Source organism: Xanthomonas boreopolis (assembly GCF_046529185.1).
In the GTDB taxonomy this organism is placed as follows: Bacteria; Pseudomonadota; Gammaproteobacteria; order Xanthomonadales; family Xanthomonadaceae; genus Pseudomonas_S; species Pseudomonas_S boreopolis.
On sequence record NZ_CP097162.1, the window covers coordinates 3658279 to 3677859 of the forward strand.

Sequence of the window (19581 nt, forward strand, 5' to 3'; positions counted from 1 at the left end):
AGCGCGAGGTTTTGCGCGTTTTCCACCCAACACGACGCGAAAATCGGCACAAGCCGCGCGGCGTTGCCCCCTCGCAACCCAGCGTTTCGCGGAGCATCGCCGCGGTTGCGTCTACCATCAACGCTTTGCCCCGGGAGCCTCCATGTCCACGATTCCCTCCGTGTCCCTCAACGATGGCCGCTCGATCCCGCAATTGGGCCTGGGCGTCTGGCAGACGCCCGCCGAAGAGACCGCCCGCGTGGTCGGCACGGCCTTCGAACTGGGTTACCGCCACGTCGACACGGCCGCGATCTACCGCAACGAGGAAGGCGTCGGCCAGGCCGTCGCCGCATCCGGCCTGCCGCGCGGCGAACTGTTCATCACCACCAAGCTGTGGAACGCCGACCAGGGCTATGACCGCGCGCTGAAGGCGCTCGACGCCAGCCTGCGCAAGCTCGCGCTGGACTACGTGGACCTGTACCTGATCCACTGGCCCTGCCCCGCCGACGGCAAGTTCGTCGATACCTGGAAGGCGCTGGTCCGCGCGCGCGAGGACGGCAAGGCGCGCTCGATCGGCGTTTCCAACTTCCGCCCGCAGGACATCGACCGCATCGTCGAGGCCACCGGCGTCGTGCCGGCGGTCAACCAGATCGAACTGCATCCGCTGTTCCAGCAGAAGGAGCTGCGCGCCTACGATGCCGCGCACGGCATCGCCACCGAATCGTGGAGCCCGCTCGCCCAGGGCGGCGAGCTGCTCGGCGATGCCCGCCTGCGCGAGATCGCCGGCAAGCACGGCAAGACGCCCGCCCAGGTGATCCTGCGCTGGCACGTGCAACTGGGCCTGGTGGTGTTCCCCAAGTCGGTCACGCCTTCGCGCATCGCCGAGAACGCGGCGATCTTCGACTTCGCGCTCGACGGATCCGACCTGGCGCGGATCGCCGAACTCGATGTCGGCCGCCGGCTCGGCCCCGATCCGGCCACCCTGCAGGCGGGCTGACGAGCCCGCCAGGGCCTGGCGCCGCCTACAGGCGGACGCTCAGGCCGATGCCGGCGCCGCCGTCGCGCGCGACCAGCACGCGGCGGCCGCTGCGCTCGAAGCTCAGGTCCAGGCGTTCCTGCCCGACCTGCAGGCCGCGCAGCTGCAGGCGGTCCACGCCTTCGGGCAGGCGGGGATGGTCGATCTCCACCATCGCGCGCGCCGCTTCGATGCGGATGCCCAGGCAGGCCTGCAGCAGCATGAACACCGAACCGGCCGCCCATGCCTGCGGCAGGCAGGCCACCGGATAGGCGATCGGCGGTTGTCCCGGCAACCGCGGGAAACCGCAGAACAGCTCGGGCAGGCGCATGTCGAAATGGACCGCGGCGTCGAACATCTCCTCCAGCAGGCGCACGGCGGCCTCGCGTTCGCCGTAGCGCGCCAGGCCGGCCGCGCACAGGGCGACGTCGTGCGGCCAGACCGAACCGTTGTGGTAGGACATCGGGTTGTAGCGGGCCTGGCCGATGGCCAGCGTGCGCACGCCCCACCCGCCATCGAAGGCGCGCCCGGCCAGCTGCATCGCCACCGCGCGGCCGCGTTCGGGTGCGGCGACGCCGGCGAACAGCAGGTGGCCGGCGTTGGACGCCTTCACCCGGCAGCGGCGTCCCTCGCCGTCCCGCGCGATGGCGTAGAAGTCCAGCCCTGGGTCCCAGAACACCTGTTCGGTGCGTTCGCGCAATGCGCGCGCCTGCCGCCGCCAATGCGCCGCGTCCGCCTCCCGCCCGCGCAGTTGCGCCAGCTCCGCCAGGGCCTGCAGTCCGGCGCAGGCATAGCCCTGCACCTCCACCAGCGCGATCGGCCCCGGCGGGATCCGGCCATCGGCATGGAAGATCGCATCGCCGCTGTCCTTCCAGCCCTGGTTGAGCAGGCCGCCCGGCTCGCCGCGGTGGTAGGCGAGCAGGCCGTCGCGGTCGGCCCGGCAACTGCGCTCGATCCAGCCGGCGGCGGCGACCAGCGACGGCCACAGGTCCTCGATGAAGCCCGTGTCGGCGGTGCGCGCGTGGTAGGCGCCGGCCAGGACCAGGAACAGCGGCGTGGTGTCCACGCCGCCGTAGTAGCGGCCGAACGGCAGCTCGGCCAGCGCCGCCATCTCGCCCTTGCGGGCCTCGTGCAGGATCTTGCCGGGGGCGGCGTCGCGGAAGCTCGAGGTCTCCTGCGCCTGGTGCCGCGCCAGGTAGGCGAGCACGCCGCGCGCCAGCGACGGATCCAGCCACAGCGTCTGCAACGCCGTCACCACCGCGTCGCGGCCGAACGGCGTGGAGAACCAGGGAATGCCCGCGTAGGGATACGGCCCGGTCGGCAGGTCGCTGGTGAGCAGGGCGATGTCCGCGCGCGAGCGCTCCAGCCACGCATTGAACAGGCGATTGCTGCTGCGCGGCCGGGCGCCCACGCGCCGCCGCGCCCGCATCGCGCGCCGCGCGTGCGCCGCCGCCTGGCGGAACCGCGCGCAGTCCGGCCGCTGCGCCTCCGCGCCGGCTTCCAGGTAGAGGACGTGGTCCGCGTCCGGCGCGAGCTCCAGTTCGAATTCGGCGCGCTGGTCCGACAGCCGCCGCGGCGGCTGCGAGAAATCCAGGCTCAGGCGCCGCTGCTGCCCGTCCAGGCCGAGATAGGCCAGGACGACGCCCTGCGCGTGCAGCTGCGCGGGCTGGTGCTGCCCGCGCCCGGTGCGCTGCACGCCGCGCACTTCGAACATGTCGCGGAAGTCGGCATCGAACTCCAGCGCCAGGCCGAAGCGCAGCGGCATCTGCCCGTGGTTGCGGCACGCGATGCGCTCGTACAGCCGCTCGCCCCACAGGAAGCGCGCGCGCTCGACATGGATCACGCCCTCCTCCGCCGCGCTGCCGCCCAGCGGCGGCAACGGCCGGTTGGTCAGGTGCACGGTCAGGAACACGTTGTCCTGGCTCACGCCCGCGCTCAGCAGCGACGGCTCGGTCCCGCCGAGCCGCAGCCGCAGCCGCGACAGCACCCGGGTGCCGTCGCGGTAGAGGCCGTCGGCTTCGCCGTCGACGATGTCGCCGCGGCCGTCGCAGACCAGGAAGCTGTCGCCGCACTTGAGCGCGTGCCTGGCGCCGGCCTGTGCCGACGGCGCGACGTCGAACTCAGGCATGCGCGGCTTCGCCTGCGGCGGCCACCGCGTGCACGGGCGGCAGGTGGCGCAGGTCCCATGCGCCGGCCGCCCCGGCGCGGCCGCGTTCCTCATCCAGCAGCCGGCGGTATGCCTCCAGGTAGCGCCGCGCCATCACCGTGGCGCCGAAGCGCTGTTCGAACCGGCGCCGGATCCGCGCGCGGTCCAGTTCGCCCGCGCGCGCGACCGCCGCGGCCGCGGCCTCTTCCGAGTCGACGATGAAGCCGGTGACGCCCTCCTCGACCACTTCGCGCACCGAGCCGTGGTCCCAGGCGATCACCGGCGTGCCGCAGGCCATCGCCTCGATCATCACCAGGCCGAACGGCTCGGGCCAGTCGATCGGGAACAGCAGCGCGCGCGCATGGCCGAGCAGGTAGCGCTTGCCGGCATCGTTGATCTCGCCGACCAGTTCGGCGCCGCCTTCGCGCAGCATCGGCGCGATGGTCCGGCGGTGGTAGTCGGCGTCGGCGGCGTCGATCTTGGCGGCGATGCGCAACGGCAGGCCGGCGCGGCGCGCGATGCGGATGGCGCGGTCCGGGCGCTTCTCCGGCGAGATCCGGCCCAGGAACGCCAGGTAGTCGCCGGTCGGCCGCGATGCCCGGCCGTACAGGTCCTCGGGCAATCCGTGCGGCACGGTGGCCACCCAGTTGGCGTCGGGCAGCGGACGGCGCTGTTGGTCGGAGATCGAGGCGAGCGGGTAGCGCGGCCAGCGCCGGTAGGCCGCCGGCAGGTCCTTCAGGTCCAGCCGCCCGTGCAAGGTCGTCAGGGTGCGCCCCGCCATGTCCTCGAAGAACGGGAAATGCAGCAGGTCGACATGGAAGTGCAGGATGTCGAAGCGGTCGGCCTGGCGCCTGACCTCGTGCAGCATCGCCAGGTGCGCGGCGATATCGGATTTCAATGGAGCCGGATCGAGCCGGATCGCGCAGTCGCGCGCCGGTACCAGTTCGGCGCGGGTATGGGTATCGGCGCTGGCGAATACGGTCACGTGATGGCCGAGCGCGACCTGCGCGTCGGCGAGGTAGGCGACGATGCGTTCGGTGCCGCCGTACAGGCGCGGCGGCACCGCTTCGTAGAGCGGGGCGATATGGGCGATACGCATGGGTCCGGGGTAAGAAGGCTGGGACCGGCGCGGCGAACCCGCGCCGGCCACGAAGAGGAACGGGAAGGGAACGGGCGGCGGCTCAAGCCGCCCTTTCGATCGGGATGCGTACCGGCCTGGCCAGCGCGCTCCCGCTCTTGGGCAGGCTCACGCTCAGCACGCCGTCGCGGAACTCGGCGCGTGCCGCATCGACTTCCACTTCCACGTCCAGCGGGATGCGGCGTTCGAAGCGGCCGTACCAACGCTCGCCGATGCGGCGCGCCGGGTCGTCGCGCTCGCCGCGGCGTTCGCCGCGCAGCACCAGCTGGCCGTTCTCGACCAGCACCTCGACGTCCTTCTCCTGCAGGCCGGGCAGTTCGGCGCTCACCACGATCTCGCGATCGCGCTCGACCAGGTCCACGCTGGGCCAGCCGGCGGCCGGCATGCCGGCGTTCTCGCCGCGCGGCAGCAGTTCGTCGGCCTGCCGCCACAGCTCGTCGAACAGCCGGTTCATTTCCCGGTGCAGCGACACGAAGGGATCGCGCGCGTCGCGCGCCAACGGTTGCGGGGAGTTTCCGCGGTTCCGGTTCCAAGGAATCAACTGACTGACGCTCATGACAGTTCTCTCCTCGATGATCAGGTCGTCGCCATGCGCGACGCCGCCCGGCCTCGCGCCGGAGCCCCCGCGCGGGAGGCTCCGGCGCGGCCGCGCGCGTTGCGCTGGCGACGCTGCAGATAGGTGCCTGCTCCGGCCTTTCAAGCGTCGCCCGCGGCGCTGGATTCAGCGCCAGGCCAGCATCGTCGATGCGGCGCGAAGAAGTTCGCTCAGCGGGCCCCTTCGGCCTCGGTGCGCATCTGTTCCCGGAGGATGCGCCGGATCTCCAGCACCGCCTGCGGCGTCTCCTGCACGCTGTGCCAGGACGGGATCACCTTCTCCGACTCGGCGCCATCGAGATGGGCGCTGCGGTACGGCACCACGCCGTCGCTGGAGTCCTGCAGCGGCAGGTCGTCGTCCTTGCCGACGATGGTGTGGTAGCGCACGCGCGGCGAGATCGGCAGGTTCTCGCTGGCGAGGATGAACGGATCGGTATCGCGCAGGTTGTCGATGCCGGTGGGCACCACGTTGTCGCCCTTGCCGTCCTGCCCGGCCAGGTCCTGCAGCACGTCGCCGAAGCGCTGCAGCAGCGTCACCGGCAGGCGGATCAGCCGGCCGACCAGGCGCCCGAGCTTGCCCTCGGCCATCGGCGTGCCGCGATGCGGCGCGGCGATGAAGATCGCGCGGTCCACTTCCGGCAGCGGCTCGAAATGCAGCAGCGGCGAGAGCCGCTCGCGGATGCGGCGGCCGCGCTCGCCGTCGAGCCGGCGATCGGCCATCAGCGACTGCCACAAGGCCTCGCCGGACGAGGACACCAGCAACCGCCCGATCACGCCGCCCATGCTGTGCCCGATCAACACCATGTGCTGCGAGGCGGCGGCGCTGCCGCCGGGGTCGAAATGCTTCAGCGTACGCTGCACCAGCGCTTCGATCTGCGCGCGGTTGTAGGGAATCGGCGCATTGGTCGGGTAGTAGACCTGCCAGATCTGGTAGTGCTGCCGCAGCGCCTCGTCGCCCATGATCTCGTTGGCGACGTTGACCCAGGCCTCGGGACTGGATGCCAGCCCGTGCAACAGCAGCAGGATGCGCCGGTCCGGATCGTAGGGCTGCATCAGGTACAGGTGCGGCCGGTCGATGCCGCGCTTGCGGCCCAGCATCGAGCGCAGCGACTGGCTGGCAAACCCGGACTGCGCCAGCCACAGCCCGTACGCCGCGGTGAAGTTGGCCGCCAGCGGCACGTGCTGGCCGTGCAGCACCACCTCGGCATTGCGGTACGGGTCGTACGGCACCAGGGTCACTTCCCGGGTGGCCAACAGCTCCTGCAGCGTGGCGCCGTGGAAGCGCAGCAGCGCCGTCGTCGGCGCGTACGGCATTTCGCTGAAATCCGGTTCGCCGTTGCGCCCCCGGCCTTGGCCCTGGTCGCCCCCGGCCTCGGGATCGACCGGCGAGGCGGTGGGATCGCCCACCACCGAGGGCGGCACCTTGGCCACCAGCTCGGCGCCGAAACCGTCGCGGCGATAGGTGCTGCGCAGGCCTTCGAAGCGCAGGCTGTTGGCGTCGAAGAGGGCCTCCGGCACCTCGGTATCGCCGGGCAGGCGGAAACCCGACAGGTCGGTGTTGAACCGCCAGCCGTCGATGTCCAGGCTTTCGCTGGACTGGGGCTGGGGAGTCGAGCGCCAGCGCCGGAACGCCTCGCCGACCACCTGCTGCACGGCGTAGTTGTAGTAGTCGCGGACCTGGGTCTGGCGGTTCTCGAAGGCGCGCTCGCCCGGGGTGCGCGCGGTGAAGAACAGGTAGGCATAGGCATGCCGCGCCGCCTCGAGCCAGGCGTGCAGCGTCGCGTCGTCCATCGACTTCGCCGGCTGGCGGCCGTTGCGCGCGATCGCCTCGGCAATCCACAACTCGGCCTGGGTGGCGAGGCGGCGCTCGTCGCCGAGCCCGGAGACCTCGTCGAGCCGGGCGGCGCAGGCGGCCGGATCGTCGCGGCACGGCTTGGGTTCGATGCCGGCCACGCGCAGCGTCTCGATCCCGCTTTCGCTGAGCCGGTCGGTGGTCAGCACGTCGCCCCGCGTGATCGCCACGTAGTCGCCGGCACCGCGCGACTTCACCGTGACCATCGCGCAGCCGGACGCCGCCAGCAATGCGGCCAGCGCCAGCGCCCGCACCATCGCCTGGAACCTCATCGCACCTCCTGTGCCGGCCGCAGCGGCATGCCCGGGCGGATGCGCGCGGAGAAATCGGGATCGCGGTCGGCCGCGCGCGCGCGCGCCGTGATGTGCCCGCCGCGCTCGAGCTGGTCGAAGGTATAGCCCGGCAGCAGGCCGTGCTGGTCGAAGGCGTACTCGGCCAGGTAGCCCGACGCCAGCAGCCGCCAGTCCAGCGGCAGGCCGGGATCGAGCTGGCGGGCCAGCTCGAACACGATGGTGGTGCAGTTGCTGGTCAGCGTGTTGTAGAAGCGCGGCGCCTGGTCCAGCTCGCGCGCGCGCTCGAGGTAGCCGACGAACAGCTTGCGCAGGCCTTCGCGCGGGATGTCCAGCCGGTACAGGTGCATGTCCTCGCCGCGGGCGTTGGTGCGCACGCGCAGGATGTCGCGCTCGTCGGCGGCGACCAGGGTTTCCTCGAACATGCGGAAGAACCCGCCCAGCGCCGAGAACGACTCGCCGCGCTCCTTGCGGATCTCCAGCGAGAACACCACGTGCGAACCGTCGTCGAACCCGAACGAGACCAGGGTATGGGCGATGGCCGGCCCCATCCAGTACGACAGCGCCAGGTCCGCGCTCGCCAGCCGGTCGAGGTCGTACTCGCGGGTCTCCCAGCGGATGCCGTAGTCGTCCTCGCCGCGCCAGTCGAAATCGCGCACGTTGTGCAGCACCACGCGGCTGCCATGCAGTTCCGGGCGCAGGCGCTCGGCGACGTCGTCGGCCCACGCGCGGTCCTGGCTGGGCTGCATCGACCACCAGCCGTACTGCAGGCCCGCGAAGGCCAGGGCGAAGATGCCCGGCAGCGCCCAGTTCTCGCGCCCGCGGCGCAGTCCCCACAGCGCGGCCGCGGTGAGCCCGGCCCAGATCGCCACCGTCGCCCAGCGCAGCAGCGCGTCGTGGCGGATCAGGAAGTACATCGACAGCAGGCTCCACGCGCCGGCGGCGACGACCGCCACGCGCAGCGCCCAGCGCCCCGCCCTTCGCAGCGCCGGGGTCACGCGTGCCTGCGCGGGGGCGGCGGCTCGGGCGACATGCCCAGCGCGCGCATCAGCAGATCGGCGGAGCGATGCGCCAGGCGCCGCCGCTCGGTTTCGTCGGCGCCCCGCACGCAGCCGCCGAGCATGTCGATCACCAGCAGCATCTCCTCCTCGTCCACGTCGGGCCGGCACAGGCCGGCGTCGATCGCGCGGCGCACGAACGGCATGAAGATCGACAGCGCGCGCTGGTCGGCGCCCTCCAGGGCCGGATGGTCGCGTTCCATGGTGCGCCAGAAATCCACCAACGGCGCCGACTCGGCGATGTACTCGGCCGCGTCGTGCAGCAGCACGCCCAGCGCGTCCGGCCGGTCGCCGAGGTCGCGCGCGGCCCGCTCGAACGCGTCCATCCCGCGTTCCATCAGCGCCGTCATCAGCGCGAGGCGGTCGGGGAAGTTGCGGTACAGCGTAGCCCGGCCCAGGCCGGAGCGCTCGACCACGAGTTCGAGGGGCGCATGGACGCCGTGCTCGCTGAACACGTCGTCGGCGGCGTCGAGGATCTGCCGGCGGCGCAGCGCGGCATCGGTGCGTGGGGTCGTCATGGCGCGCATTGTCGGACAATTTTGTCCGGTCGCGCCAGCCCCTGGCCGAACATGGCCGGCCTTGCGTCCGTACGGGCGCCGCGCATCGCCTCCTCAGCCCGTGTTCTGCAGGCCCTGCGAGACGCCGTTGACGCAGGCCACCAGGGCCCGCAGCAGCGCCTCGTCCTCCCCGCCGGTCTCGCGCCAGCGGCGCAGCAGGTCCACCTGCAGCACGCTGATCGGGTCGATGTACGGGTTGCGCAGCCGTATCGACAACGCCAGCCGCGGATCGTGCTGCAGCAGCGACTGCTGGTTGGTCAGGGTCTTGACCCAGCGCTTGGTCAGCGCCAGCTCGTCGCGGATGCGCGGGAAGAACCGCTCGTGCAGCGGGCCCGCCAGCCGCGAGAACATCTCGGCGATGTTGAGGTCGCCCTTGGACAGCACCATCGCGATGTCGTCGAGGAAGGTACGGAAGAACGGCCACTCGGCCGCCATCTCGCGCAGCAGCTCCTCGTGGCCGGCCTCCACCGCCGCCTGCAGGCCGCTGCCCACGCCGTACCAGCCCGGGATCACCGCGCGCGCCTGGCTCCAGGCGAACACCCACGGGATCGCGCGCAGGTTCGACAGCGCCGCGTCCTGGCCGAGCCGGCGCGAGGGGCGCGACCCCAGCGTCATCCGCTCGATCACGTCGATCGGCGTGGCCTGGCGGAAGTACGCCATGAAATCCGGCGCGCCGACGAAATCGCGGTACGCATGCGAGCTATGTTCGGCGACCACGTCCATCACCGGCCGCCACTGCGCCTCGCGCGGCTCCGGCGCGCGCGGGCGCAGGCTCGACAGCAGCACCGCGCCGGCCATCTGCTCCATCGAGCGCAGCGCCAGCGCGCGGATGCCGTACTTGCGGTGGATCACCTCGCCCTGCTCGGTGACGCGCAGGCGCCCGTCGACGCTGCCGCGCGGCGCCGCCTCCAGCGCCTTGGTGGTCTTGCCGCCGCCGCGCACGATCGAGCCGCCGCGGCCGTGGAAGAAGGTCAGCCGGATGCCCAGCTGCTCGGCCGCCTCCAGCAGTTCCACCTGGGCGCGCTGCAGGCCCCAGCGCGAGGCCGCGATGCCGCCGTCCTTGCCGCTGTCGGAATAGCCGAGCATCACCATCTGCACGTCGCCGCGCGCGGCCAGGTGGCGGCGGTAGACCGGGTCGGCGAGCAGGTCGCGCAGCGTGGCGATGCTGCCGCGCAGGTCGTCCACGGTCTCGAACAGCGGCACGATGTCCAGCGGCACCGCGCCGCCCGCGTCGACCAGCCCGCCGCGGCGCGCCAGCGCCAGCACGGTCAGCACGTCGGCGCGGTTGTGCGCCATCGAGATGATGTAGCTGCCGAGCGCATCGGCGCCGTGGCGGCGCCGCGCGTCGGCGAGCGCGGCGAACACCGCGTCCAGCCGCGCGTTGCCCTCGTCGCCGCCGCGCGGCAGCGCCGCCTCGCCGGCCGCGTAGGGCTGCAGCGCGTCGGCGCGCGCGGCGTAATCCTTCGATTCCCAGGCATCGTCGCCGAGCGCCGCGGCGACCGCGCGCGCGTGCACGCTCGATTCCTGGCGCACGTCCAGCCGCGCCAGGTGGAAGCCGAACGTGCGCACGCGCCACAGCAGGCGGCGCACCGCGAACCAGCCGGCGTGCAGGCCCCGGTTGGCTTCCAGGCTGTCGAGGATCAGCTGGATGTCGTGCTCGAACTCGGCCGGCGACGCGTACGCGCCGGGCGCGTCGTCGAGCGTCGCCTGCAGCTTGGCGCGCATCAGGTCGTTGAGCAGCCGGTACGGCATGTCGCCGTGGCGCGGGCGCGAGCGCGCGGCCGCCTCCGGCAGCGCGGCGCGGTATTCGTCCAGGCGCGCCATCAAGGCGGCGCTGACCGGCACCAGCGTGGTCGACTGGCTGAGCAGGCTGGCCAGTTGCCACAGTTCCTTGAGGTAGCGGTCCAGCACCGCGCGGCGCTGCGCGTCGAGCGTGGCGGTGACGGTCCTGGCGTCCACGTTCGGGTTGCCGTCCATGTCGCCGCCCACCCAGGTGCCGAAGCGCAGCACGCGCGGCAGCGGCAGCGCGCGCCCCCAGGTCTCCTCGATGGCGTGTTCCAGCGTTTCGTACAGCGCGGGGATCACCCGGTACAGCACCTGGGTGAGATAGAACCCGACGTGCTCGCGCTCGTCCTCGACGGTGGGGCGCACCGGCGAGGAATCGGCGGTCTGCCAGGCCGCGGTCAGGGCCATGCGGAAGCGCGCCTGGTCCACCGCCTGCTCGCCCGGCGTGCGCACGCCGTCGAGGTTGTCGATCAGGCTGGCGACCATCAGCTGCTCCTTCTCGAGCAGCGCGCGGCGCACCGCCTCGGTCGGGTGCGCGGTGAACACCGGTTCGATGTCGATGCGCGGCAGCCAGTTGCCGAGTTCCTCCAGCGTCACGCCCTGCGCCTTGAGCCGGCGCAGCGCGTCGTGCAACCCGTCCGGCTGCGGCGTGCCGGTGCCGCTGCGCTGGTAGTCGCGGCGCCTGCGGATGCGGTGCACCCGCTCGGCGATGTTGACCACCTGGAAGTAGGTGCTGAACGCGCGCACCAGCGCCTCGGCATCGCGCGGCTCGCGCGCGTCCAGCAGCGCGCTCAGCGGCTCCGGCGGGGTATCCCGTTCCCGGCGCGCGATCGCCGTGGTCCGTATCTGCTCGATCTCGCCGAGGAAGGCTTCCGACACCTGCTCGGCCAACAGGTCGCCGACCAGCGCCCCCAGCCTGCGCACGTCGTCGCGCAGGGGAATATCGGGCGTGGCGAAGACCAGACTGCTGCGGTACTCGTTCATTGCGATGCGCATCGGACAGTGGGGGTTCAGCCAAGCCTACCCGAAGCAAACGTTCGCTTTTGCAACCATCGGCGCGGCTCTCCCGTGCTGTCGTGCAAGTCATTCCCGATGCGCATGCGAGGCCGGCGGAAAGGAATGGATACAGCCCCAGGCCCCGTGGGAGCGGCGCAGGCGCCGATGGGACTCGACCGATACCCGATCCCGCGAAGGGACGACGGTCGGCCTTGCGGCTGGGTGTCGGCCAGCCTCGCCGGCTTGCGCCGCCTGCCCGCGAATTCAGCCGCGCCATGGCGCCGCGATATAATCGGCGCTCCCCTCGAGGGGCGCTGCGACCGGCTGCGGGTCTTCCGCCAGTCCGGCCAGGCTCGACGGGAATCCCTTCCACAACGGCGCCCGGAAACGTGCAGGCCTCCCGCCTGCCCCTTACCGGAGCATTACGCATGAATGCCGTAGCCAAGACCTTCTCCACCGGAGGCGACTACAAGGTCGCCGACATCGGCCTCGCCGACTGGGGCCGCAAGGAACTGGACATCGCCGAGCACGAGATGCCGGGCCTGATGTCGATCCGCCGCAAGTACGCCGCCACCCAGCCCCTGAAGGGCGTGCGCGTGACCGGCTCGCTGCACATGACCATCCAGACCGCGGTGCTGATCGAGACCCTCAAGGACATCGGCGCCGACGTGCGCTGGGCCTCGTGCAACATCTTCTCCACCCAGGACCACGCCGCCGCGGCGATCGCCGCCACCGGCACCCCCGTGTTCGCCTGGAAGGGCGAGACGCTGGAGGAATACTGGGACTGCACCCTCGACGCGCTGACCTTCACCCTGCCCGACGGCACCCTCACCGGTCCGGAGCTGGTCGTGGACGACGGCGGCGACGTCACCCTGCTGATCCACAAGGGCTACGAGCTGGAGAACGGCTCGGGCTGGGTCGACACGCCTTCGTCCAACCACGAGGAGCAGGTGATCAAGAACCTGCTCAAGCGCGTGGCCAAGGAACGCCCGGGCTACTGGACCCGCGTGGTGCAGGACTGGAAGGGCGTGTCCGAGGAGACCACCACCGGCGTGCACCGCCTGTACCAGCTGGCCGAGGCCGGCAAGCTGCTGGTGCCGGCGATCAACGTCAACGACTCGGTGACCAAGAGCAAGTTCGACAACCTGTACGGCTGCCGCGAGTCGCTGGCCGACGGCCTCAAGCGCGCGATGGACGTGATGCTGGCCGGCAAGGTCGCCGTGGTGTGCGGCTACGGCGACGTCGGCAAGGGCTCGGCGCACTCGCTGCGCGCCTACGGCGCGCGCGTGATCGTCACCGAGATCGACCCGATCTGCGCGCTGCAGGCGGCGATGGAAGGCTTCGAGGTCGCCACGGTGGAAGACACCCTGGGCACCGCCGACATCTACGTCACCACCACCGGCAACAAGGACATCATCCGCATCGAGCACCTGAGCGCGATGAAGGACCAGGCCATCGTCTGCAACATCGGCCACTTCGACAACGAGATCCAGGTCGATGCGCTGAACGCCTATCCGGGCGTGCGGAAGATCAACATCAAGCCGCAGGTGGACAAGTACGTGTTCCCGAACGGCAACGCAATCTTCCTGCTCGCCGAAGGCCGCCTGGTCAACCTCGGCTGCGCCACCGGCCACCCGTCCTTCGTGATGTCCAACAGCTTCTCCAACCAGACCCTGGCGCAGATCGACCTGTGGCAGAACAAGGACGCCTACGAGCGCGTGGTCTACCGCCTGCCGAAGAAGCTGGACGAGGAAGTGGCGCGCCTGCACCTGGAGAAGATCGGCGTGAAGCTGACCAAGTTGACCCAGGAACAGGCCGACTACCTCGGCGTGCCGGTCGAGGGCCCGTTCAAGCCGGAGCACTACCGCTACTGAGCGGCCACCGGGCCGATGCAACCGCGGGCGCCTCCGGGCGCCCGTTTTCGTGGGGTCCAAGGCACGCCGCAGGCGCGTCCGCGCATGCCGTCCCGGTCCGGCCCGCGGCCGGAGCCGGACACCCTCAGATCGCCACCCGTCGCCCGATCTCGATCAGCCGGTCCTCGGGGATCCGGAAGAACGAGGTCACCGGCAGCGCGTTGCGCGTGAGGAAGGCGAACAGGTGGTCGCGCCACCTCGCCATCCCGGTGCGGTCGCCGGCCACGATGTCCTCGCGGCTGGTGAAGAAGGTGGCCTGGCCGAGGTCGAATCCCTGGGCGGCGCACTCTTCCAGCACCTGCATGACGTCGGGCTGCTCGGCGAACCCGAAACGGGCGTGGACGCGGTGGAAGCCCTGCCCCACTCGCGCCAGTTCGATCCGTTCGCCGGGCCGCGCGCGCGGCGCGTCCAGCACCTCCACGGTGAGCAGCACGTTGCGCTCGTGCAGCACCTTGTTGTGCCTGAGGTTGTGCAGCAGCGCCTGCGGCGCCAAGGCCGGGTCGGCGGTCAGGAACAGCGCGGTTCCCGGCACCCGCGCGGGCGCGGGACCGGCCAGCGAGCGCAGGCAATCCTCCAGGGGAATGCCGCCGCCGCGCACGCGCGCGAACACCAGTTCGCGGCCGCGGCGCCAGGTGGTCATCACCACCAGCATCGCCAGCCCCAGCGCCAGCGGGAACCAGCCGCCGCTGGCCAGCTTCATGAGATTGGCCCCGAAGAAGGCCAGGTCCACCACCAGCATGGCCGCGCCCAGCGGCACCACCGCCCACCAGCGCCAATGCCATACGCGCCGCATCACCACCACGACCAGCGCGGTGGTCATCAGCATGGTGCCGCTCACCGCGATGCCGAACGCCGCGGCCAACGCGCCGGAAGTACGGAACCCCAGCACGGCCGCCAGCACCAGCAGCAGGAGCAGGGCGCTGATCGCCGGCAGGTGGATCTGCCCGCGGATGCGCGAGGAAGTGTGCCGCACGCGCATGCGCGGCAGGTAGCCGAGCTGGATCGCCGACCGCACCATCGAGTACGCCCCCGAGATCACGCCTTGCGAGGCGATGACCGTGGCGGCCGTGGCCAACGCGATCATCGGATAAAGCGCCCAGCCCGGGACCATGCGATAGAACGGGCGCACTGCGGCGCCCGGATCCTGCAACAGCACCGCGCCCTGGCCGAAGTAGCTCAGCAGCAGGCAGGGCAAGGCCACCGCCAGCCACGCCAGCCGGATCGGCCGTGAGCCGAAGTGGCCCATGTCGGCATACAGCGCCTCGGCGCCGGTCAGCACCAGCACGGTCGCGCCGAGCGTGGTGAAGCCCGCGAAACCGTTGCGCAGGAAGAACTCCAGCGCGTGCAGCGGATTCATCGCCGCCAGTATCTGCGGCTGCCTCAGCATGGCGAAGAAGCCGAGCGTGCCGGCCGCCAGCAGCCAGGCCAGCATGATCGGCCCGAACAGCACGCCCACTCGGGCCGAACCGTAGTGCTGCAGCGCGAACAGCCCCAGCAGGATGGACACGCCCAGCGGCAACACCCACGGCGCCATGGCGGGCGCCGCCAATCCGAGCCCTTCCACCGCCGAGAGCACCGACACCGCGGGCGTGATCACGCTGTCGCCGAAGAACAGCGCCGCGCCGGTCAGGCCCGCCATCACCACCCACCAGCGCAGCCGCGGGCGGTCCAGCAGCGAGGCGCGCGCGAGCGCCAGCAGCGCCATGATGCCGCCTTCGCCGTGGTTGTGCGCGCGCATGATCAGCAGTACGTACTTGAGCGAGACCACGCCGACCAGCGCCCAGAACGACAGCGATATCACGCCGACCACGTTCGGCGGCGTGGGCCGCACGCCATGCGTGTCGAACGCCTCCTGCAGCGAATACAACGGGCTGGTGGCCAGGTCGCCGAACACCACGCCCAGTGCCGCCAGCATCATGCGCGGCAACGGCACCGGCCGGGTGGAAGACGCATCGTGGCTGCGCGTGCCTGGGAGGTTCCGCATCGATCCGGGAGGCCTTGGGTTCGGCTCCAGTAAACGGCAACCGCGGTGATGCCCGGCGTCGCGCGCAGGCGCACCGCGCCGCCGCGGCATGGCGGCGGCTCACGCCGCGTGCACGGCCGTTTCGCCTGGCATTTACCGGCGGGCATGCCTGCCGGGCGAAGGCCGCCGCTCAGATCGTGAGCAGCAACGGGCAGTGGTCCGAGACCTCCGGATCGCGCACGACCTCGAATTCGACGACGTCGACGTGCCTGTTGACCAGCATGTAGTCGGCGTACTTGCCCGGCTTCGCGTAGTGGGAGGTGCGCGTCCCATGGAAGCCGCGCGTGGTCACCAGTTCCTGCAAGCCGGCCTGGCCCAGGATGTCGAACGTCTCGCTGTCCGGCTCGACATTGAAGTCGCCGCAGACCACCAGCGGCTCGTCGGCGACCGCGACCGCATCGACCAATTTCAGCAGGCGATGGGCCTGGAGCCGCCTTTCGGGCGTATCCATCTTTCCGTTCGGGTCGCGAAGCCCGTGCATGTGTGCGATGGTCATGGACCGGCCGCGCCGGAAATCGTGGATCCGGACCGCGTGCGCGCTGCGGGAGCGCGGGTGGTCGCCGTAGCCGTCCGGGGAAAACTCCTTGTGCACGAACCCCTGGCACTGGGCGATCACGGGATGCGAGGCATGGATGAACGTCGCCAATCCCCATTGCGAAGACACCGCGCGATCGCCGTCCCAGAGGACGCCCTGGGCGGCGGGACAGAAGACGGCCACGTGTTCCGGCAGCGCGCGGGCGACATCGCGGAAGAAATTGGCCCGTTGCGGCAGCACGTGGTTCCCGTCCCGGTACGTCAACCCGTCCTTCCCGGCCTCCGGGCTGTGGGTGACTTCCTGCAGGCACAGGACATCGGGCCTTTCGGAAGCCAGGTAGGGAATCAGCCGCTCGTGCAGGTTCCCGCCCCAGCCGTTCAAGCACATGATCCTCATCGCCCGCCAATCCCTTTCGCACGTGGGTCCGCCGCCATGATATCGGGCGCACCGGCCGACGCTCGCGCCGCGAGGATGCCGCTGCCCGCCTTCCTCAGGGCCGCCAGTTCGCGTTGTGCTCCCAGAACTCCACCGCACGCCGGTAGGCGTCGCGATCCAGCGGCACGCCGGAACCGCCCTCCCCTACGCCCAGCGCATTGCGCATCATCGTGATCGGCGCCATCGGGATCTCCTCGGGCTCGGCGGTGTAGAGGCAACCGACGACGCCCCAGTCGGCCTCGATCGGCGAGCCCTCCCGGGCCAACTGCTCGCGGCTGTAGAGGATCGGCAGCAGGTAGTTCGCGACCGGCGCCTCCACGCCCTCGAACCAGCGCACCAGGACCGGCAGTTCCTCGCGGTTGCGCGCCTCGTAGCCGGACCGCAGCAGGTGGCGGTTGTTGTCGGTGATGGGCACGGTCAGGCAACGCGTCGACGTCCAGTTGGCGTGGACGTGCAGCTTGCAGAACGGCGCATAGCCGTCGATCACCTTCAACGGTGCGTGCGCATTGAGATGCGCCACGAACTGCTCGGGCGTGCAGTCCTGGATGGTGTTGCCGCGCGGCACGCGCGGGAACAGGCGGGGTCGGGCGAAATCGGTGAGGACGATGGACATGCGCGGCGGGGGCGTGGCGGGGACCGCACATCATAGAGAGCCGCACCGGCCCGGCCCAAGCGGCGCCGTCTTTCCGGAAGTGCGATCGAGCGCATGGAAGCCAGGCCATGAATACGTATGCACCTCCGGCGTGCTGCGCCGCGATGCGCGCTTAGCATTTCCCGGCCGCCACGCACCGGGCCGCATTCGCCCGGCCGGCACCGGCCGTTCGATCGCGCCAGGGAACCCCTTCTTCACGAGGAGACACGCGCCATGCTCGACACGCGTCATGCGTCCACGCATCCATCGACGAACCGGTACTGGCATCGGTTCGCCGCCGCGCTCCTGCTGGCGTTCGCCGCCGCCGGCGCCCGGGCCGAGGTCATCCTGCACGCCTTCAACTGGCCCTACGCGACGGTCGAAGCGCGTGCGGCGCAGATCGCCGAGGCGGGCTACAGCAAGGTGCTGGTCTCGCCCGCGTACCGATCGCAGGGCAACGCGTGGTGGGCCCGCTACCAGCCCCAGGACCTGCGCGTGATCGACAACCCGCTCGGGGACACCAACGCCTTCGCCAGCATGGTGCAGGCGCTGGCCGAACACGGCGTGGAGACCTACGCGGACGTCGTGTTCAACCACATGGCGAACGAAGCCGCCATCCGCCCGGACCTGGACTATCCCGGCTCGGCGGTGCTCTCGCAGTACGCCGCCGATCCGGCCCGCCATGCGCAGCTGCGCCTGTTCGGCGACCTGTCGGCGAATTTCCTCGGCGCCAACGACTTCGGCCCGGCGCAATGCATCGCCGACTACGACGACGCCTACCAGGTGCGCACCTATCGCATCTGCGGCGGCAACGGCGATCCCGGCCTGCCGGACCTGGTGGGCAACGACTGGGTGGTGCAGCAGCAGCGCGCCTACCTGCTGGCGCTGAAAGGCCTGGGCGTGACCGGCTTCCGGGTCGATGCGGCCAAGCACATGGCCTTCGACCATCTCAATCGCGTCTTCGACGCCGGCATCCGCAACGGCGTGCACGTGTTCGGCGAGGTGATCACCGGCGGCGGCGCCGGCAACGGCGACTACGACCGGTTCCTGGCGCCGTACCTGCAGCAGACGCCGCACGCGGCCTACGATTTCCCGCTGTTCAACACGCTGCGCAACGCGCTGCTGCCGGCCGGCAGCCTGGACGCGCTGGTCGACCCGGGCGCCTACGGCCAGGCGCTGCCGGGCAGCCGCGCGGTCACCTTCGCGATCACGCACGACATCCCCAACAATGCCGGCTTCCGCTACGCGATCCTCGATCCGGTGGACGAGACCCTCACCTACGCCTATCTGCTGGGCCGCGACGGTGGCGTCCCGATGGTCTATTCGGACAACAACGAAAGCGGCGACAACCGCTGGGTGAACGCCTACCTGCGCGAGGACATCAGGCGCATGGTCGGCTTCCACAACGCGATGCAGGGCAGCGACATGCAGGTGCTTTCGCACGGCGCCTGCCACCTGCTGTTCCGCCGCGGCAGCCTCGGCATCGTCGGGATCAACAAGTGCGGCAACACCGTCAACGCCACGGTGGCGATGAACGGCAGCGTGCTGTGGTGGAACGTGGACTACGTCGACGCACTGGGCTCGGGCAGCGTGGTCAACATCGGCAGCGCCTCGTACACCTTCGTCCTGCCGCCGCGGCAGGCGCGGATGTGGCGGCGCTGAACGCATCCGCGGCGGACCGGCCATGCGCATCCTCCGGCCAGGCCGGAGGATGCGCAGCTCAACGGCCCCCGGCGCCGGCGGGAGCGTCGAGGCTGGCGCGCAGCGCCCCCTCCAGGCCAGGGTGCAGGAACGCGAACCCGGCATCCAGCGCGCGCGTAGGCAGCACGCGTTGCCCGGACAGCAGCAAGCCGGCCATTTCGCCGAGCGCGAGCCTCAGCGCGAACCCGGGCACGCGCAGCCTCGCGGGACGGCGCAGCACCGTCCCCAGCGTGCGCGCGAACACGCCGTTGGCGACGGGCCCGGGCGCGGTGCCGTTGAACGCGCCCTGCGCGCCCGGCTGGCCGATCAACCAGATCGCCAGCCGCACCAGGTCCTCGCGGTGGATCCAGCTCATCACTTGGCGGCCGTCGCCCATCGGCCCGCCCAGGCCGAACCGGAACGGCGGCAGCATCTTCTCCAGCGCGCCGCCGCCGCGGTCGAGCACGATGCCGGTGCGCAACAGGCAGGTGCGCACCCCGAGCGCCGTGGCCCGCATGGCCTCGGCCTCCCAGTCGCGGCACAACCACGCCGCGAAGTCCTCGCCCGGGGCGGCCGTCTCGTCCAGCGGGGCGTCGTCGCGCGGACCGTACCAGCCGATCGCCGAGCCGGAGACCAGCACGCGCGGCGGAGCCGGCTGCCGCGCCATCCAGGCCACCAGCCGGCGCGTGCCGTCGATGCGCGAGGCGCGCAGCACCTGCTTGTAGGCGTCGGTCCAGCGCCGGTCGAACAGCGAGGCACCGGCCAGGTTGACCACCGCATCGACGCCTTCCGCCTGTTCCAGCGCGACGACGAGGCGCGCTCCGGGTACCTGCGCGCGGGCCGGGTCGCGGGTCAGCACGCTGACGGCGTGGCCGGCCTCGTGCAGGCGCGCGCACAGCAGGCGGCCGATGAAGCCGGTGCCGCCGGTGACCAGGACGTGCATGTCGGCGATTC

At 71.2% G+C, this 19581-nt stretch carries 14 protein-coding genes and 1 riboswitch; of the genes, 3 read left to right on the forward strand and 11 right to left on the reverse strand.

Going from position 1 to position 19581, the window contains the following annotated elements; genetic code table 11:
- Positions 1-142 precede the first annotated feature (142 nt).
- On the forward strand, positions 143-976 hold the full coding sequence (locus tag M3M27_RS16560; RefSeq protein WP_434026311.1) for an aldo/keto reductase: 834 nt from the start codon (positions 143-145) through the stop codon (positions 974-976).
- Positions 977-1001: 25 nt separating this feature from the next.
- Here M3M27_RS16560 and M3M27_RS16565 read toward each other — a convergent pair whose 3' ends face one another.
- From M3M27_RS16565 to ppc, 7 genes are all read right to left on the reverse strand, one after another.
- The gene (locus M3M27_RS16565; protein ID WP_434026313.1) at positions 1002-3122 is read right to left on the reverse strand and encodes an amylo-alpha-1,6-glucosidase; all 2121 of its coding nucleotides are present in this window, start codon (positions 3120-3122) and stop codon (positions 1002-1004) included.
- On the reverse strand, positions 3115-4239 hold the full coding sequence (locus M3M27_RS16570) for a glycosyltransferase family 4 protein (RefSeq protein ID WP_140723948.1): 1125 nt from the start codon (positions 4237-4239) through the stop codon (positions 3115-3117). The genes M3M27_RS16565 and M3M27_RS16570 overlap by 8 nt, the downstream gene beginning before the upstream one ends.
- Positions 4240-4321: 82 nt before the next feature.
- Positions 4322-4834 carry an Hsp20/alpha crystallin family protein gene (locus tag M3M27_RS16575; RefSeq protein ID WP_434026314.1) on the reverse strand — a complete coding sequence of 171 codons (513 nt, stop codon included), beginning with the start codon at positions 4832-4834 and terminating at the stop codon, positions 4322-4324.
- A 209-nt stretch (positions 4835-5043) separates the two neighbouring features.
- Positions 5044-6996, reverse strand: coding sequence for an esterase/lipase family protein (locus tag M3M27_RS16580; protein WP_434026315.1), 1953 nt, complete (start codon positions 6994-6996; stop codon positions 5044-5046).
- Positions 6993-8012: an Lnb N-terminal periplasmic domain-containing protein gene (locus M3M27_RS16585; protein ID WP_434026316.1), complete on the reverse strand. Its 1020-nt coding sequence runs from the start codon at positions 8010-8012 to the stop codon at positions 6993-6995. Before M3M27_RS16585 ends, M3M27_RS16580 begins: the two co-directional genes overlap by 4 nt.
- Positions 8009-8590 (reverse strand): TetR/AcrR family transcriptional regulator, encoded by a 582-nt coding sequence (locus tag M3M27_RS16590; RefSeq protein WP_140723957.1) that lies wholly within the window; start codon positions 8588-8590, stop codon positions 8009-8011. Before M3M27_RS16590 ends, M3M27_RS16585 begins: the two co-directional genes overlap by 4 nt.
- Positions 8591-8683: 93 nt before the next feature.
- A complete protein-coding gene (ppc, locus tag M3M27_RS16595; RefSeq protein ID WP_140724268.1) occupies positions 8684-11398 on the reverse strand; it encodes a phosphoenolpyruvate carboxylase in 2715 nt (904 codons plus the stop codon).
- 312 nt (positions 11399-11710) lie between these two features.
- Positions 11711-11800, forward strand: a riboswitch (S-adenosyl-L-homocysteine riboswitch).
- A 38-nt stretch (positions 11801-11838) separates the two neighbouring features.
- Between ppc and ahcY the strand changes: the two genes are divergently transcribed.
- Complete coding sequence (gene ahcY / locus M3M27_RS16600; RefSeq protein ID WP_140723961.1) at positions 11839-13284, forward strand: adenosylhomocysteinase; 1446 nt, start codon at positions 11839-11841, stop codon at positions 13282-13284.
- 124 nt (positions 13285-13408) lie between these two features.
- Here the strand turns inward: ahcY and M3M27_RS16605 are convergent, their stop codons facing one another.
- The 3 genes from M3M27_RS16605 to M3M27_RS16615 form a co-directional block, all read right to left on the reverse strand.
- On the reverse strand, positions 13409-15307 hold the full coding sequence (locus M3M27_RS16605) for a potassium transporter Kup (RefSeq protein ID WP_434026317.1): 1899 nt from the start codon (positions 15305-15307) through the stop codon (positions 13409-13411).
- Positions 15308-15476: 169 nt separating this feature from the next.
- Positions 15477-16262: an endonuclease/exonuclease/phosphatase family protein gene (locus M3M27_RS16610; protein ID WP_434026318.1), complete on the reverse strand. Its 786-nt coding sequence runs from the start codon at positions 16260-16262 to the stop codon at positions 15477-15479.
- A gap of 109 nt (positions 16263-16371) precedes the next feature.
- On the reverse strand, positions 16372-16929 hold the full coding sequence (locus M3M27_RS16615) for a DUF3228 family protein (protein WP_434026319.1): 558 nt from the start codon (positions 16927-16929) through the stop codon (positions 16372-16374).
- A gap of 252 nt (positions 16930-17181) precedes the next feature.
- On the opposite strand from M3M27_RS16615, the gene M3M27_RS16620 reads away from it, so the two are divergent.
- Positions 17182-18609: an alpha-amylase family protein gene (locus M3M27_RS16620; protein WP_434026320.1), complete on the forward strand. Its 1428-nt coding sequence runs from the start codon at positions 17182-17184 to the stop codon at positions 18607-18609.
- Between the two features lie 58 nt (positions 18610-18667).
- Here M3M27_RS16620 and M3M27_RS16625 read toward each other — a convergent pair whose 3' ends face one another.
- Positions 18668-19570 (reverse strand): TIGR01777 family oxidoreductase, encoded by a 903-nt coding sequence (locus M3M27_RS16625; protein WP_434026321.1) that lies wholly within the window; start codon positions 19568-19570, stop codon positions 18668-18670.
- Between the last annotated feature and the right edge of the window lie 11 nt (positions 19571-19581).